The sequence below is a fragment of the Undibacterium sp. SXout7W genome (genome assembly GCF_049339385.1).
Lineage (GTDB): Bacteria > Pseudomonadota > Gammaproteobacteria > Burkholderiales > Burkholderiaceae_D > Undibacterium.
This window is the reverse complement of record NZ_JBMPPF010000006.1, coordinates 36994-54177: the sequence shown is the minus strand read 5'-3', so window position 1 is coordinate 54177 and position 17184 is coordinate 36994. Positions and strand designations below refer to the sequence as shown.

Below are 17184 nucleotides of genomic sequence, written 5' to 3'. Positions count from 1 at the left end.
CATCATGAGCGATTTTCTTCAACTCCTTTTCTCGGGGCTTGCCACGGGGTCTATCTATGCGCTGGCAGCGCTGGGATTTACCCTGCTATGGCAGGCGTCTGGAACCGTGAACTTTGCCACCGGCGAATTTGTGATGCTGCCCGCGTTTTCCATGTTGGGGCTGATGTCACTCGGCTTGCCTTTGCTTGCCAGTTTTGCCGTTACTCTGGTTCTGTCTGTGATTTTTCTGGGCTGGGGCTTTAAGCGTGTCATCGTCGATCCTTTAATCCGTTTCGGCATGATGCCACTGATCGTTGCTACGATTGGTTTGTCAATGATGATGCGTAACGGTGTGCGGGCAGGTTTCAGTGCCGAGGCACATCCTTTCCCTGGACTATTTGGCGATCATTTATTCAATATCGCCGGTGTCAATGTCTCATCTGGTGATCTCGGTACGTTTGCCTTTGCGATGATCATCGTGTTTGCAGTGCAGGCATTTGTACAAAAGACCGTTACCGGGCGCGCGATGCAGGCTGTGGCACAAAATACAGAAAGTGCCACGGTGCTCGGCATCAATGTCAAACGGATGGTGTTTTATACCTTTGCGATCAACGCCATTCTCGCTACTGCTGCTGCTTTGCTGGTCAGTCCGGTCTATCTGGCGAAATTCGATATGGGTTTCGGTCTTGGCTTCAAGGCGTTTCTTGCGGCGATTATTGGTGGCTTCAGTAATTCCCGTGGTGCTTTGCTTGGCGGTCTGATTATTGGCGTCAGTGAAAATCTGGCGGGCGCCTATGTATCTGCAGCCTATAAAGATGGTGTGGCGTTGGCATTGTTCATGGTGGTGATTTTGTTTAAGCCGAATGGTTTGCTCGGCAAAGCAGAAGAGCGGAAAGTCTGAGGAGATCATCATGAAAACAACACAATGGATTATTGCCGGCTTGCTGGCGTGCGTGGCGGTGATTGCACCGCATCTGTTAAAAAATTATGGCATTTATCTCCTCAGTTACTGGCTGATTTATGTCATCGCTACGATGGGCCTGAATCTGATCGTCGGTTATGCCGGTCAGAAGGCTCTGGGGCAAGCGGCGTTTTTAGGAATCGGTGCCTACACAACGGCATTGATGCTGAATGCCGGATGGAGTTTTTGGTTGGCGATGCCCGCGTCAGCCGCATTAAGTTTCGTCGTGGGTTTGCTGATCGGCTTTCCGGCCCTCCGTGTGCAAATGGTGTATCTCGCATTTGCCACACTGGGGTTCAATGAGCTGGTCAGCCTTTTTATGCGAAACGAAGAATGGTTGACAGGAGGTACATTCGGTATCTCCGGCATACCGCGTCCTTCTCTTTTTGGGCTCTCACTGGAAAGTAATATCGCTTATTACTACCTGGTTCTGGCATGTACGGTATTGCTGTCACTGCTGCTCTGGGGGATTTTGCGTTCACCATGGGGTAAGGCATTTACTGCATTACGTGACAATCCTATCCGTGCCGAGAGTCTTGGTATCAATATCCAGCGCTATACCTTGTTGTCCTTTGCGATCGGTTCTGCCTTTGCCGGTGTTGCTGGTGCGCTGTTTGCATCGTTGGTACAGTTTATTGAGCCATCGCCTTTCAGTTCACAGATTTCTATCATGATGTATCTGATGGTGGTAATCGGTGGTCCTGGTTATATGTTAGGTCCTTTGGTCGGTGCCGCGATTGGTGTTCTGGCTCCGGAAGCGCTGCGCTTTGCAGAGGGCTGGTATCTGTTCGTGTTCGGCGCAATGGTCATTATATTGATGGTCTGGTTACCTGGCGGTCTGCTGTCTATCCCAGATCTACTGCGCGCCAAGCGTCAATCACGTGAAGCGTCTGCTGCCCGCACGGCAGCATCTGCGGCGGCATCCGCTAGCGCGATTTCTGCATCGGTATCCACGTCTGCCAAAGGAGCGACAGCATGAGCGCGTTATTGAAAGTCAACGATCTGAAAAAATCGTATGGCGCTATTCAGGCGGTTGGTGGGGTCTCTTTTGAGGTGATGCCCGGCGAGATTTTTGGTGTCATTGGCCCAAATGGCTCGGGCAAAACCACGATGTTTAACAGTGTGCTGGGGCAAATCAAACCAGACAGTGGAGAGATCACCCTGAAAGGTAAAAATATCACCGCGCTGAATCCGATGGAGCTGAGTCAGCGCGGAGTAGGGCGTACGTTTCAGACTTTGCAAGTGTTTGGACATATGTCTGTCCGTGACAACCTGATTGTCGCGGCTCAGGAACACAAAGGAACGATGTTCAGTCGCTTGTTTGCTGATGGAGACTCAGGTCTCGGGGACAAGGCCGATGCATTGATAGAGCAATTCCGCATCAGTCATGTCGCAGATAAACCTGCCGGCGCACTCAGCTATGGTCAGCAAAAGCTCGTCGATATTGCGATGTCTTTTATGAGTGATCCTGATCTGGTGTTGTTAGACGAGCCATGTGCTGGCGTCAATCCCAGCTTGGTCAGCGGTTTGTCTGATCTGCTTAAAGAGCGTAACCGGATATCCAGAAATTCATTTGTCGTCATTGAGCACAACATGGATTTTGTGATGGATTTGTGTGACCGCGTCATGGTGATGGTCGAAGGCAAGGTCATGGCAATCGGAACTCCGGATGATATCCGCTCAAATAAACAGGTGCTTGACGCCTATCTGGGGAATTGAGATGAACGATACGGCAATTGAATTTCAACACGTGCAGGCAGGCTATAAGGATTTCATGATCCTCAATGATTTGTCATTCAAGGCACAAAAGGGGGCGATCACTTTGTTGCTGGGGCCGAATGGGGCAGGCAAATCAACTGTTCTGAAAACCCTGTTTGGTCTGCTCAAGGTTCGTCAGGGAAAAATTCTGCTTGAAGGGGAAGATATTACCGGCTCCAGTTCACGTCAGTTACTCGACAAGGGAATCGGCTTTGTACCACAAGGGCGTAATTTGTTTGGTCAGTTGACCGCCTTTCAGAATCTGGAGTTAGGCGGCATCACCATCGGCATGAAAAAAACGCACGAACGGATACCGGAAGTATTGGAATTTTTCCCCCGCGTTCGTGAGCGCATGCATTCGCCAGCCGGTGCTTTGTCTGGCGGTGAGCAAAAGCAATTAGAAATCGGTCGTGCCTTGTTGTTGCGACCCCGGGTGTTACTGATCGATGAGCCTTCAATCGGTTTGTCGCCTATGGTGGTCGCCGATGTGTTCAAGCTCTTGCGCAAACTGGCAGATCAGGGAACAACCGTATTGATGGTGGAGCAGAACGTAAAAAGTGCATTGAAAATTTCAGATGATGCGATTGCTCTGGAGTCAGGTTTTTGCGCGTTGCATAGCAGTGCCAGTGAGTTACTGAATGATCCGCATATAGAACGTTTGTTCCTGGGAGCCGGACATGCCCAGAAAAAGGCAGCTTAATCGTTATACCTCGTAATACTGTTCCCGGTGATTCGGAATCGGGAATATTTTTAGATAAGTAAAAATGAAAAAAATCCTGATATTGAATGGCCCCAATCTTAATCTGCTTGGACGTCGTGAACCCGGTGTGTATGGCAGCCAGACTTTGGATGATGTGAAGCAGCTTTGCGCCGTTGCATGTGCTGCGCATGGCTACGCGCTAGATTTTCGTCAATCCAATCATGAAGGAGTTCTGATTGACTGGATACATGAAGCTGGCGCGGCACAGGCTGTGGGCGATGTTGCAGGGGTCATTTTTAATGCTGGTGCATATACGCATACTTCAATTGCTTTGCATGACGCAGTAAAAGGTGCGGCCGTGCGTTTGATTGAACTGCATATTTCGAATGTGCATGCTCGTGAAGAATTCCGTCAGCATTCTTACCTGTCGCCAGTTGCGCAGGGAGTAATGTTTGGATTTGGTACACATGGTTATCCGTTGGCGATTGCTGCCATGGCAGTACTGCATGAACAGGCTGAGGCGACAATTAAGTGAAGAGCGGAAGTCAGTCTGCACTGTCTGTCAGCATTTTATTAATGTTGTTACTCGCCACACAACCTGTGGCGACGGATGTCTATTTACCGGCTTTGCCGCAGATTGCCATTGATACAGGTGGTACTACCGGACAAGTGCAATGGACTTTGACGGCCTACATTATGTCGTTTGGACTGATGCAGCTTGTTGCTGGTTCGCTGGCAGATAAATACGGACGTCGCAGTACGTTGCTATGGGGTCTGGCTTTGTACGTTGCAGCAGGTATGGTAGGTGTACTTGCTATGCATTTGCCTTTGTTGATTGCCAGTAGAGTAGTGCAGGGAGCGGCAACGGCAGCGTGCATTATCAGTGCCCGTGCAGTCATTCGTGACAAGTATTCGGGCGCAGCCGGACTGGGCATTATGGCCAGAAGTATGACCGGGATGAGTCTGATTGGCTTTCTTAGCCCTGTTGTTGGTGGTTTGGTGACGGAATATTTCAGCTGGCATGCCACGCTGGCTGTTGTTACAGGCTTTGGTGTGCTGACCTGGTTGGTGGTGTATTTCTATTTTGTCGAAACTCATACCAATCACACAGCTCACACAGCCAATACAACCCATGCCCCGGCGAATGATGGCGTTGTGATTACTACCGGGGATACGAATTTTAGCTTTAGTTATTTTTTACGGAACAAGCAATTTTTGTTTTCGTCGTTACTGGCAGGATCGAGCTTTAGCGGTGCCATGGCATTTCTGATGCTGTCACCTTTCGTATTCATTGGTGAGTTTGGTATGTCGAGAGTTGCTTACGGTGTTTTGCCAGCGCTCTGTTCGATGGCGTTTTTAATTGGTACGGTGATTTGTCGTCAGTGTTTGCGTTACTGGACTGTACCCAAGGTCGTGCGCGTTGGCGCCAGTCTGTCGCTGATCGGTGGCATTACTGAATTTGTTTTATGGCAGTTACACGTACGGTCTGTATTTGCCATCGTTGCGCCGCAATGTATTTTCATGCTGGGTCATGGTTTTCATCAGCCATGTGGACAAGGTGGAGCCGTTGCACCGTTTCCCGATTGTGCTGGACGCGCTGCTGCCGTGTCAGGTTTTCTGATTACGGGGACTGCCTTTACGGTTGGCCAGATTATTTCGCACAGTTCGCACGCGGCATCGCAGACATTGGTCATGACGATGCTGGTGGTGGCGACGGCACTGGGTGTGCTTGGATGGATCGCGATTCCGAGCGCCTATAGGGATATTGCCTGAGGTTGCTGAGATTAATTCAGTCATACATGAATACAGTTTAGAAGTATGGAGGCCCCTCACTTCAGCAGTGCTTATGAGGGGGAACGGTTGAATTGATGTGCAATTCAACGAGATAACAATTTGTTTGATTAAAATTAAAACGGAGATTCTGATGAAAAAGAAATTAATCGTTGCTGCTACTCTGACCGCTTGTTCCGCATTGGCACAAGCGCAAAACAACGTCACGATCTACGGAACAGTAGACCAATACATAGGCTACATCAGCAGCAACAGCGGTGCCCACATCATCGGCCTCAATGACGGCACCCTGCTGCGCAGCCGCGTTGGTTTTCGCGGCGTAGAAGAACTCGGCAACGGCTACCAGGCCAAATTCAACCTCGAACAAGGCCTCAATGCCGATACCGGCAGCTCAGCGGACGCAGCCCACCTGTTCGACCGTCAAGCCTGGGTAGGCATCAACACCCCCGTCGGAGAATTCCGACTGGGTCGCCAAAACACAGAAATCCAGCAAATCGGCGGCGCCATCGACTACACCGAACGCACCACCTTCGGCTCCATCATCAACTCCTTCGGCGTCCCGTCCCGCTACGACAACGACATCTCCTACAAAACCCCCCGCATCTCCGGCTTCCAGGGCTCAGTCCACTACGCCCTGGCAGAACAGGCAGGAGGAGGCCTCAGCCAAAGCGCCATCTACCAACTCGCCCTTGATTACACAGCAGGCCCCTACCGCGCAGGTTATGCCGGCATCGTAGCCAAACCGGCACCGACAGGCAATATTCAGGAAAAAATCCAATACCACAACCTCTACGCCGACTACGACTACGGCCCAGGCAAAATCTACCTCGCCTACGTCCACAGCAACAACATCACCAGCAACGCCAACGGACTCACAGCAGGCAGCATCCTGAGCAACATCGCCAGCCCGAACAACCTCATTGCCGGCACAGACAAAAACGCCAACCGCTACTACAACATCTACCAGGTATCAGCAGACTACCGCCTGAGCCCACAATTACGCATAGGAGCGTTATACGGCGTCATCAAAGACACCAGTAACGGAGATGCCGGAGCACAAGGCGGTAACGTCGGAGCGTTCTATGATTTGTCCAAGAGAACGACCTTATACAGCTTTGCGAGCGTGATGACGAATGATGCGAATGCGGGCTTCCGTTTCAGTGGATCAGCAGGCCCCTCAGCGAATCTGGCGGGAGCGGATGTGAATGGCAAGCGTCTGACGGGATTCCAGGCGGGTGTGGTTCATCGCTTCTGATCGCCTTTGAACACTTTTTAAATGTAACCGTTTTACTTAGTATGAGCATGGCAACATCATAGAATCATCGTGTTGTCATGCTTGTCATAGCCCAGTTTTTTCCACCATAGTCATTATCTCTGCAAATATGAACCAGGCATCTACATCGACCACATCGCCTCGCAAGGCTGCACTCGCCAGTTGGATTGGCAGCGCGGTTGAGTATTACGATTTTTTTATTTACGGCACTGCAGCTGCACTGGTGTTCGGTAAGATTTTTTTCCCTTCCTTTGATCCGGCCACCGCAACCATCGCAGCATTTGCCACTTTTGGCGTAGGCTATGTTACACGTCCGATCGGTGCAGTTGTACTGGGGCACATCGGTGACAAATACGGACGTAAAAAGGTATTGACCTTCACGCTATTGTTAATGGGGGTATCGACTTTTTTAGTGGGCTTGCTGCCAACGTATGAACAAATCGGTATTGGTGCGCCTATTCTGCTGGTCGTACTGCGTATGTTGCAGGGCATTTCTGCTGCTGGCGAACAAGCGGGTGCAAATTCGATGACACTTGAACATGCCCCATCGCATCGCCGTGCGTTTTTTACCAGCTTTACACTGAGCGGCACACAGGCTGGCCTGATTCTGGCAACGCTGGTATTTCTTCCGATTTCTGCTTTACCTGAAGATCAGCTTCTGGCTTGGGGATGGCGTATTCCTTTCTTCCTCAGCGCGGTCGTGGTCGCTGTTGGTATGTGGGTACGTCGCACCTTACCTGAGACGCCTGCCTTTAAAGAAGACCAGCATAAGGCAGGGAAAATGCCTGTCACCATGCTGTTTCAAGACAATAAGGCGAATGTCTTGCGCGTGATTTTTGCGGCATTGGTCTCTGTTGTCAGTACGATTTTCAGCGTATTTACGTTGTCGTATGCGGTCAATACCATGCACATTCCTCGGGCAACGATGTTGACTGTACTGATTCTGGCGAATGTGGTGGCGCTCGCAGCTATTCCATTGTTTGCTTCGATTTCAGATCGTATCGGACGCAAGCCAGTTTTCATTTTTGGTGCATTGGGTTCAGCCGCGCTGATATGGCCATATATGTGGGCCATCAGCCAGATGAATATTCCTTTGATTTTCACTTTTGGTCTGTTATTGTCCGGCGTAGTGTATAGCGCTGCCAATGGTGTCTGGCCATCTCTGTATGGCGAAATGTTTGGTACGAAAGTGCGCTTGTCAGGCATGGCGATTGGTACGCAAATCGGATTTGCACTGGGCGGTTTTGCACCTACGATCAGCGCCTCTATTTTGCAGCCAGGCGAAAATGGTTGGATGCCAGTTGCTGCATTTGTTACGGCAACGGCGGTTATTTCAGCATTGACTGTAGCAACTGCCCGCGAAACCTATCGCACGCCGATGGATCAGCTTGGTTCCTGAGCACCATTGCTCATGTTGAAAAGCCTGCATAGCAATGCAGGCTTTTTTTTGACGAACGCATAAGCAAATCTGAATTGCTTCGTTGTACATCACGAAATGTCTTTCTATTATCTCTTCTTATTTTCCTACATCGAAGAGAGAAGCATGAAACTAGAGACGATCGCAGTACATGGTGGCTACAATCCAGATCCGACGACAAGGGCAGTTGCCGTCCCGATTTATCAGACAGTCGCCTACGCTTTTGATAGCACCCAGCATGGCGCTGATTTATTTGATCTCAAAGTACAGGGAAATATCTATTCCCGCATCACAAATCCGACCAACGATGTCCTTGAAAAACGGGTAGCCGAATTGGAGGGGGGGATTGCAGGGCTTGCGCTGGCATCAGGCCAGGCCGCTATTACTTACGCGATACAAACGATTGCTGAGGCGGGGGATAATATTATCTCTGCCTCCACATTGTATGGCGGCACCTATAATCTTTTCGCGCATACTTTTCCCCAATTCGGAATACAGACACGCTTTGCGGATTATCGTGATCCCGAATCTTTTGCCGCTTTGATCGATGATAAAACCAAAGCGATTTATGTCGAATCGATTGGTAATCCACTGGGCAACATCACGGATATTGAAGCAATTGCCAATGTTGCACATCGTCACGGCATTCCACTGATTGTTGATAATACTGTGCCGTCACCTTATCTCTTAAGGCCGATAGAATTTGGTGCGGATATCGTGATTCATTCGCTGACAAAATATCTGGGTGGGCATGGCAATTCAATAGGTGGAATTATTGTCGATTCGGGTAAGTTTCCCTGGGGAGAGCACAAACAACGGTTTAAACGTCTGAACGAGCCTGATGTTTCCTATCACGGCGTTGTTTACACTGAGGCGTTGGGAGCCGCAGCCTACATAGGTCGCGCACGAGTCGTACCTTTGCGTAATACCGGTGCAGCCTTATCGCCATTTAATGCTTTTCTGATTTTGCAGGGTATTGAAACGCTCGCATTGCGCCTTGATCGTATTACTGACAATACACTCAACATTGCACATTATCTGCAAAGTCACGACAAAGTGAAATGGGTGAACTACGCTGGCTTGCCTGATCACAAAGATCACGCATTAGCCCAAAAATATTTAGGTGGAAAACCTTCGGGAATTCTCACTTTCGGTTTGGAAGGTGGTCGTGACGCAGGAGCACGTTTTCAGGATGCATTGCGTCTATTCACTCGTCTGGTAAATATAGGAGATGCCAAATCTCTCGCTTGCCATCCAGCGACGACAACGCACAGGCAATTAAATCCGCAAGAACTGGAGAATGCGGGCGTCACAGAAGACACGGTGAGGTTATCGATTGGCATCGAGCATGTGGATGATCTGATCAATGATCTGGAGCAGGCGATTGCTGCATCAGTGCTGTGATTTATCGGATGTCTCCTGACATCCTTTGTGCAATTTAATTCTAGCCGTGCCTTGTACCTATCCGGCATTTTTGATCGACCGCTGGATGTGTACAAGGTTTGCCAATTTTTGGAAACAGAGCATCTCATATCTGATTTCTGAATAATGATGGTTATATTTATTCGTTTTGTGTCGTAAGCAATTTAGGTACATTGGATCACTGTTACGAAATCAACAGTTCTGTATCCAAGAGATTGAAAGTACGCCATGACCGATTTGATATTTGCCACACCTGCATCCCCAGCCTCCAGCATTTCATCTGCTCAGGCATCTGACACATCACAAAGCGCGGCAGCGCACCCCATTTTGCAACAAGCCCGTCAACGTGCGCTGGAAGCGCAACTGCCATTTGCCGGCAGTATTACACCGCCTGATGCCTGGCAATTGATTGCTGACGGCCTCGCTACCTTGGTTGATGTCCGTACGAATGAAGAGCGAGTCTTCGTAGGCTATGTCCCCGACAGTTTACATGTGGCATGGATGACCGGTACGGCAATGAATCGCAATCCACGTTTTGCGAAAGAGCTGGAAGGCAAAGTAAAAGATAAATCTACTGTCATCCTTTTTTTATGTCGCAGCGGAAAGCGCTCAGCGGCAGCCGCTGAAGCCGCACAAAAGGCAGGTTTTATCAACAGCTTCAATATCACAGAAGGATTTGAAGGTGATTTAAATCCGTCGCAACAGCGTGGCCATCTTGGTGGTTGGCGCGTGCATGCCCTGCCATGGATACAAGACTGAGTCTGTGATGAAAACGAGAATATGAATGGAATATGATGGAAACGGTACTACATCCCTTAAAAGAATCACGGACGTCACTGTTCGGTATTGATCAGGTTGTCGGTGAATTAGCCGCAGTCCGTCTGGCTTGGCGCAATCGTCAACAACGTTCATCCGAACCCGGTGGACGTGAGTTGCCATCACGAGATGCACTGACAAAAATTCTTACTGATTTGCGTGGCGCTTTATTCCCTATGCGCCTCGGACCACCGGAATTGCGTCAGGAAAGTGAAGATTTTTATGTCGGCCATACGCTTGATACTGTACTTCATTCATTGCTTACACAAGTCAGACTTGAACTGAGTTATGCCTCCCGCTATCAGCAGCAGGAAGTGCTGCACGTAGAGGATCGCGCAGTGGCGATCGTACGTGAATTTTCCAGCGCGTTACCAGATATTCGCAGCCTGCTGGACAGCGACGTGGTCTCGGCTTATCAGGGTGATCCAGCTGCGCGCAGCATGGACGAAGTATTGCTCTGTTATCCGGGAATTCAGGCAATGATCCATCACCGGATCGCGCATCAGTTATACCTGTCGGGCGTACCTCTGCTAGCACGCCTGGTTGCTGAAATCGCTCACGGTCAGACCGGGATTGATATTCACCCTGGCGCGCAAATTGGTCCCGGTTTTTTTATTGATCACGGCACCGGTGTGGTCATCGGTGAGACGGCAATTATTGGTCAGCGGGTGCGTATCTATCAGGCGGTGACGCTGGGAGCTAAACGTTTCCCGGTTGACGCGCATGGCCAGTTACAAAAAGGTCTTCCACGTCATCCGGTAGTTGAAGACGATGTGGTGATTTATGCCGGTGCAACGGTGCTCGGTCGCGTCACGCTGGGGCGTGGCGCCACAATCGGTGGGAATGTCTGGGTTACCTACGATGTGGCTCCCGGAAGCCACGTTAGTCAGGCGACTTTACGTCACGAACAGGATGTTGACCGTGTCACTCTGGCTTGAGGTGATGCATGAGTGATTTGTGTAATTGTTTTGGTATCGCCATTCGACAGGCGCGCGACGCACATTGCTGGTCGCAGGAAACGCTGGCGGAAAGGGCTGATCTGAATCGCTCTTATGTCGGAGAAATTGAGCGTGGCAAAGTAATTCCTTCTTTAGTGACCGTTGATAAATTGGCGCTTGCGCTCAGTATCAGCATGTCTGAATTAATGATGCGCTGTGAGGAATTACGCCGCGTGAAGGGACATAAAAAAATCAGTCTGTCGTCTATAGCATGTTGAGTGATGGCGGTAGACGGCAGACACTATGTTGTTGATGTTGAAACCCGATTATTCAGTGTTGATTAATCATACTTTTATATGGAGTACCCCATGACAGATGTGTCTTCAACTAACTTTGCGCTCGGCGATAATGCTGCCCGTCAGTTAGCGAATGCAACAAAAACGGTTCCTCAGCTCTCTACTATCAGCCCACGCTGGCTGGTTCATTTACTGCAATGGCTGCCAGTAGAAGCAGGTATTTATCGCTTAAATAAAGTCAAAAATCCTAAAGATGTCCGTGTCGCATGTTCTCAGCGCGATGAATCTGAGTTGCCGCAAACATTCGTTGATTATGATGAGCAACCGCGCGAGTATTTTTTGAATGCGGTATCGACAGTACTGGATGTGCATACCCGGATTTCTGATTTGTACAGCAGCCCGCATGATCAGATCAAAGAACAATTACGTCTGACGATCGAAACAATTAAAGAGCGTCAGGAAAGTGAGTTGATCAATAATCCTGATTATGGTCTGCTCGCAAATGTGCATGATGATCAACGTATTTCGACGCTGACTGGAGCGCCAACTCCAGATGATCTTGACGACCTGCTGACCAAGGTTTGGAAAGAGCCAGGATTTTTCCTCGCGCATCCACTCGCAATTGCTGCATTTGGACGTGAATGTACTCGTCGTGGTGTTCCTCCTCCGACAGTCAGTTTATTTGGTTCGCAGTTCCTCACATGGCGTGGTATTCCGTTGGTGCCTTCAGATAAATTGCCGATTGAAGATGGTAAATCCAAAATCATCTTGTTGCGTGTTGGTGAAAAGCGTCAAGGTGTCGTAGGCTTATTTCAGCCAGGACTGGCAGGCGAACAAAGCCCAGGCTTATCCGTTCGCTTCATGGGAATCAACCGTAACGCGATTGCGTCTTATCTGATTTCTTTGTATTGCTCTTTGGCTGTATTGACAGATGATGCAGTTGCCGTGTTGGATGATGTAGAGATCGGTAAATACCATGACTATCCTGACACCTACAAATAATAGTAACAATGCCGCGAGCGCAGGTTCGGGTCTGCTTGACGAAGGTATTCTGAACCGGATGGCGGCAGAGTTCTTTTCCCATATTCCAGGATCGGCGCAAGGTGTATCCGGCCTTTTGCCAGGGCTGTCGCATTTGCACGAGAACGGTACTTCGATATCGTCTGGAGCAAGCTCATCGCCTGTCGCAGGAGTACCTCAGATTGCACCTGTACAGGGAAGTGGCAATCACACCTCACTGGCGACGCCATCAGCGCAATCGGCAAACGCGCAGGGAGTGCCGGTTGCGTACGCAGCTGCATTGCCACAGATTAGTCGTGCATCTGCATCGTCGATTACAGGTCGCTCTGCCGGGAGTTCATATTATTTTCTGGATCAGTCAGATGCTCCTGATTCTTCATCGGCACTGGATCAACTGGCAACACAGGCAACAGGGAACCCTCAGCAAGTAGAGGCAAGATCATTTGGTTTGCCCGGACAAGATCAGTTACAGCAATTGCTGTCTGAACTTTATCCGGCCAGATCTACTGTTCCGACAGAGTCTGGTGTAAGTCAAAGTAAGTCAGGGTTTTATTTTCAGCAAGGGGAGCAGACTTACTGGGACGCAGCACCACGTTCAAATAACCCGGGTGCTTCGGCGCAGGCACCATTTGACATCAATATCGTTCGCAGGGATTTTCCTATTCTTGCAGAACGTGTGAATGGCAAATCGTTAGTTTGGTTTGATAATGCGGCCACTACACAGAAGCCACAATCTGTGATCGATCGTATCGCGTATTTTTATCAACATGAAAATTCGAATATCCATCGGGCAGCACATGAACTGGCAGCACGTGCGACCGATGCTTATGAGTCCGCGCGGAATAAAGTAACCCGGTTTCTGGGAGCAGCTTCTCCAGATGAAATTATTTTTGTAAGGGGAGCGACCGAAGCGATTAATCTGGTGGCCAATACCTTTGGCAAGAAGTTTATTGGTGCGGGCGATGAAATTATCGTCTCGCATCTGGAGCATCATGCCAATATCGTTCCCTGGCAACAGTTGGCGGCTGAAAAGGGAGCTGTCATACGTGTGATTCCAGTCGATGATAGCGGTCAGATTATTCTGGACGAGTATCGGAAATTACTGAACAGCCGTACGCGTTTGGTTTCCGTGACGCAGGTATCCAACGCACTGGGGACGATTACACCAGTGCAGGAAATCATTGCCCTGGCACATGCAGCAGGAGCGCGGGTGTTGATTGATGGTGCTCAGGCGGTGTCGCATCTGAAAGTCAATGTCCAGGCACTTGACGCTGATTTTTATGTTTTTTCGGGACATAAAATTTTTGGCCCTACCGGTATTGGCGTTGTGTACGGTAAAAAGGCACTGCTGGAAGAATTGCCACCTTGGCAGGGTGGTGGCAATATGATTGCAGACGTGACTTTTGAGCGAACTCAATATCAACCCGCACCGGCAAGATTTGAAGCTGGTACAGGGAATATTGCCGATGCAGTTGGTCTGGGAGCGGCGATTGATTATGTTGAGCGTATCGGGCTGGACAAGATCGCTTTGTACGAACATGCATTGCTGGAATATGCAACACATGGGCTCAAAAGTATTCCGGGAGTTCGTTTGATCGGTACCGCGCATCAGAAAGCCAGCGTTGCTTCTTTTGTTCTTGCAGGCTATAGAACAGAAGAAGTAGGCAAGGCATTAAACGATGAAGGTATTGCTGTTCGCTCAGGACATCATTGTGCTCAGCCGATTTTGCGTCGCTTTGGAGTTGAGGCGACAGTCAGACCTTCGTTTGCATTTTATAATACCTGCGAAGAAATCGATCGTATGATCGCCGTAGTCAGGCGACTTGCCAATATACGACCTTCCTGAAGTATGACCGTCCTGAGCATTTTGCGTTAAATATTGCTGGTCGATATACGTGAATGTGAACGGGATGGCAGAAATAAAAAACCGGACAGTGATGTCCGGTTTTTTATTGAAAATCGTATACAAATTATTTGTATAGAAAATTTTGAATTGAAATTTCCATAGAGAAGTTTTATGGACGAATCTCAACGGCGGGCAGAAATTCTAACCGTAGTCCAACTGCCGTGCGCTGGGGAAATCCCTTCCAGTAGGTGTGTTCTGCTGTTGTATTGCCTTCGCTATCGGTGCTCCATTTTCCATTTTGTGCATATTCAGTCAGTGCTAAATAGCTACTCATATCTGTGTTTTTTTTCAGGTATTTTCCTAAAAATGCTGTGACAAAATGCTGAGAAATATTATTCATTCTCGTGTTATCCCAGACTGCATCTATATATGTTTCTGCAGGAATCCGCTTTAAGTCGGGAAGAGCTTGCCATGCTTCCACTGGTGCGGGTATTGGCGCACCGGCATTGTGATTAGCATGTTCAAAAGTAAGTAGATAGCGATCGGCATTCGCTGTTGATTCAAAAATATTCCTGACTCCGGGTGAATAACCGGAAACATCATCAGCACTGCCTGCAATAAAAAATACAGGCGTTTTGATTGTCGCTAATCCCTGCGCATTCCACAGGCCTTTATTCCAGCCCCAGGGGGCGAATGCAACAGCAGCTTTGATGCGGGGATCAATCGACGCCTGATATTCCGGACGACCGGATTGTCTGATATTAAGAGCTGCATTTGGAACTATCGCGCTATTCACGATATCATCAGTTAATCCACCGCCGATAGTATTGATCACGCCATAACCGCCCATGGAATATCCAATCAGCGCAGTTTGATCGGTATTGATCAGGTGACTCAGAATATCGTCGTGATGTTGTTGCGAGATTCGCGCCATTTCGTTTAAAACAAATAACTGATCCAGAGAACGATTCAGTAAAGTGCTGGAAAACGCATTCAGATCGTGAAATGTACTGTCGGTATGGTCTATCGCTACGACAACATATCCCTTGCTGGCCAAATTTTCTGTCAGGTGACTGAGCAAGAAGCGATTACCAGGATAACCATGCGAGACGATGACTAATGGATATGAGGCGTCGCGCCTGTCCGGTGAGGCGTCACGTAGTGCGCGACCTTTCAGAGTGACTTCAGTTTTTCCATCGCGTAACAATGTCTGATACTGTCCTTCAGGTACTTGGTTTGTTTTAAGTATTGCCGGATACCAGATTTCAAGAGTTAGCGGACGGTCATACAAAGGAGTGATTTCACCGGATTTGGCATGAATAATATCTGCCTGCTGTCGATGTAACAGGTGACGTGTTGTAATGCCCACTTGATACTGGCCATAAGTGGCAAGCTCTGGCGCATCTGAACGAATCTGGTCAATGCGATTATCTATCGCGTAGCTCGTCTGCGCCACCAGATAAAGTGTGGAGGCAATAAGATAAAAAGATCTGATAGACATAAGAAAATACATAAAAAACTCCGGCTTGTTCCGGAGTAGGGGGAGTGAGGCACGGCGAATAAAGGTACTTTGACGCGGCTGGTGCGACGACAAACCATCCTGTTGCCAGGATGGTTTTGCGTAAGTCCGGATCATGAATGATGCTCTTAGCGGATAAGCGGAGTAATGAAAACGAATAGTTGATCGTTCACAGTTTTAATCCGTAAGCAATGCCGATAATGTTTTCGCGTAATGCTACGTTGGCATTGCCGCCGCCGAATACACCAGGAATGGAATTACTGCCATTGACTGATTTATTAAATCCATGTGTCAATGCGAAGCTGATTTCACCATTTCCAGTTTTAAATGTAGAGCCAAGCGTCAGATGATTTTGCACGACACCTGGAGCCAGAATATTAAAAAAAGTTTGTTCTGCCGGGATTGGCTGACTGCTATGGTTGTAGCCGGCACGCAGGCTTATGGTGCTGTTGTACTCATATACGGCTCCTGCTTTAAATACGGTTACGTCGCGCCAGCCAAACCCAGGGCCATTTGCTGCTCCCAACGGATTGCCAGAAAAAAGATTGGATAAGGGATTACTGACAGCGCTGATGCGGCTGTATTTAATCTGTTGCAGGTCAGCAGCCAGAGTCAGCAATGGCGTTGTTTTGATCGCGATACCGATCCCATAATTTTCAGGAATATCAAAACTACCACCATCAGCAAACAGCCCTCGATAACGGTCAAAGCCTGAAGTATTGGTTTTAGATGCCCAGGTCGCACCGAGCGTAATATCCTGATTGAGTTTTCCAGTCCAACCAAGCCTGATACCTATGCCAGTCGATGTGTCTGTACCTTGATCACTGACATTCGCCGGAGTAATCGAACTGGGTGAAAATATATTGATTCCCTTGGCTGAAAAACGTTGGTAAGCGAGATTTACGGCTGCACCAATGGAATGATTTTCGTCGATTTTGTAAGCCAGAGAGGGTGAAATAAATAATTGTTCAAGGTTGATGCCTGTATTTCCTTGGATACCAAATGCGGTAAAGGGGCTTTTCTTGTAATCAGTATTCATCCCGCCATTACCATATACTGCAAGACCCAGCGTTGTGTTGGATGAAAGCCGTTTTATGTAGCCAAATTCAGGCAGCCAGAAATTTTTTGTGTCATTCCCTTCATAGTGTCCATTTGCGCCAGGTACTTTGCTATCCGTAATATCTGTGCTTCTGGTTGGGCCAAACCAGCTGAGTCCCGCATCCAGTCTGTCATCCAGCCATACCGCCCCTGCAGGATTGCTGGCGATGACCAGGCTGTCTTGCGCTAAAGCGATACCAACGCCGCCTGTGGCTTGAGATTTAACACCGTAGCCATGAGAAAAATATCCGTCGGTCGCGTTACTCTGAGAGCTTAGCAAGGTGCTGATCAAAATGATGCCGGTAGTAAGATGTGAATGTTTCATCGTCACTTTCATTGAGTACAGATCG

The 17184-nt window shown here is 48.8% G+C and carries 16 protein-coding genes; 14 read left to right on the top strand and 2 right to left on the bottom strand.

The features are described 5' to 3' along the window. Positions 1-4 precede the first annotated feature (4 nt). From ACO0LB_RS07780 to ACO0LB_RS07715, 14 genes are all read left to right on the top strand, one after another. Positions 5-880: a branched-chain amino acid ABC transporter permease gene (locus ACO0LB_RS07780; protein WP_423048174.1), complete on the top strand. Its 876-nt coding sequence runs from the start codon at positions 5-7 to the stop codon at positions 878-880. 10 nt (positions 881-890) lie between these two features. Then, positions 891-1919 (top strand): branched-chain amino acid ABC transporter permease, encoded by a 1029-nt coding sequence (locus ACO0LB_RS07775; RefSeq protein ID WP_423048172.1) that lies wholly within the window; start codon positions 891-893, stop codon positions 1917-1919. Further along, the gene (locus ACO0LB_RS07770; protein WP_423048170.1) at positions 1916-2659 is read left to right on the top strand and encodes an ABC transporter ATP-binding protein; all 744 of its coding nucleotides are present in this window, start codon (positions 1916-1918) and stop codon (positions 2657-2659) included. Before ACO0LB_RS07775 ends, ACO0LB_RS07770 begins: the two co-directional genes overlap by 4 nt. Position 2660: 1 nt before the next feature. Next, the gene (locus tag ACO0LB_RS07765) at positions 2661-3398 is read left to right on the top strand and encodes an ABC transporter ATP-binding protein (protein ID WP_423048168.1); all 738 of its coding nucleotides are present in this window, start codon (positions 2661-2663) and stop codon (positions 3396-3398) included. 64 nt (positions 3399-3462) lie between these two features. Then, entirely contained in the window at positions 3463-3933 is a 471-nt protein-coding gene (aroQ, locus tag ACO0LB_RS07760; RefSeq protein WP_423048166.1) for a type II 3-dehydroquinate dehydratase, read from the top strand. Continuing rightward, positions 3930-5171 (top strand): multidrug effflux MFS transporter, encoded by a 1242-nt coding sequence (locus ACO0LB_RS07755; RefSeq protein WP_423048164.1) that lies wholly within the window; start codon positions 3930-3932, stop codon positions 5169-5171. The genes aroQ and ACO0LB_RS07755 overlap by 4 nt, the downstream gene beginning before the upstream one ends. Positions 5172-5322: 151 nt before the next feature. Next, complete coding sequence (locus tag ACO0LB_RS07750) at positions 5323-6444, top strand: porin (protein WP_423048162.1); 1122 nt, start codon at positions 5323-5325, stop codon at positions 6442-6444. Positions 6445-6571: 127 nt separating this feature from the next. Beyond that, entirely contained in the window at positions 6572-7861 is a 1290-nt protein-coding gene (locus ACO0LB_RS07745; protein ID WP_423048160.1) for an MFS transporter, read from the top strand. Positions 7862-8005: 144 nt separating this feature from the next. Further along, positions 8006-9283: an O-acetylhomoserine aminocarboxypropyltransferase/cysteine synthase family protein gene (locus ACO0LB_RS07740; RefSeq protein WP_423048158.1), complete on the top strand. Its 1278-nt coding sequence runs from the start codon at positions 8006-8008 to the stop codon at positions 9281-9283. A 246-nt stretch (positions 9284-9529) separates the two neighbouring features. Further along, positions 9530-10060, top strand: a complete 531-nt coding sequence (locus ACO0LB_RS07735; protein WP_423048156.1) for a rhodanese-like domain-containing protein — start codon at positions 9530-9532, stop codon at positions 10058-10060. Positions 10061-10092: 32 nt separating this feature from the next. After that, entirely contained in the window at positions 10093-11055 is a 963-nt protein-coding gene (gene epsC / locus ACO0LB_RS07730) for a serine O-acetyltransferase EpsC (protein WP_423048154.1), read from the top strand. 8 nt (positions 11056-11063) lie between these two features. Next, positions 11064-11333, top strand: coding sequence for a helix-turn-helix domain-containing protein (locus tag ACO0LB_RS07725; RefSeq protein ID WP_423048152.1), 270 nt, complete (start codon positions 11064-11066; stop codon positions 11331-11333). A 90-nt stretch (positions 11334-11423) separates the two neighbouring features. Then, entirely contained in the window at positions 11424-12353 is a 930-nt protein-coding gene (locus tag ACO0LB_RS07720; RefSeq protein ID WP_423048150.1) for a family 2A encapsulin nanocompartment shell protein, read from the top strand. Beyond that, positions 12328-14217: a family 2A encapsulin nanocompartment cargo protein cysteine desulfurase gene (locus ACO0LB_RS07715; protein ID WP_423048148.1), complete on the top strand. Its 1890-nt coding sequence runs from the start codon at positions 12328-12330 to the stop codon at positions 14215-14217. Before ACO0LB_RS07720 ends, ACO0LB_RS07715 begins: the two co-directional genes overlap by 26 nt. Positions 14218-14386: 169 nt before the next feature. Here the strand turns inward: ACO0LB_RS07715 and ACO0LB_RS07710 are convergent, their stop codons facing one another. Both ACO0LB_RS07710 and ACO0LB_RS07705 read right to left on the bottom strand, forming a co-directional pair. Beyond that, a complete protein-coding gene (locus ACO0LB_RS07710; protein WP_423048146.1) occupies positions 14387-15718 on the bottom strand; it encodes an alpha/beta hydrolase family protein in 1332 nt (443 codons plus the stop codon). 187 nt (positions 15719-15905) lie between these two features. Next, positions 15906-17159 (bottom strand): OmpP1/FadL family transporter, encoded by a 1254-nt coding sequence (locus ACO0LB_RS07705; RefSeq protein WP_423048144.1) that lies wholly within the window; start codon positions 17157-17159, stop codon positions 15906-15908. Positions 17160-17184: the final 25 nt, after the last annotated feature.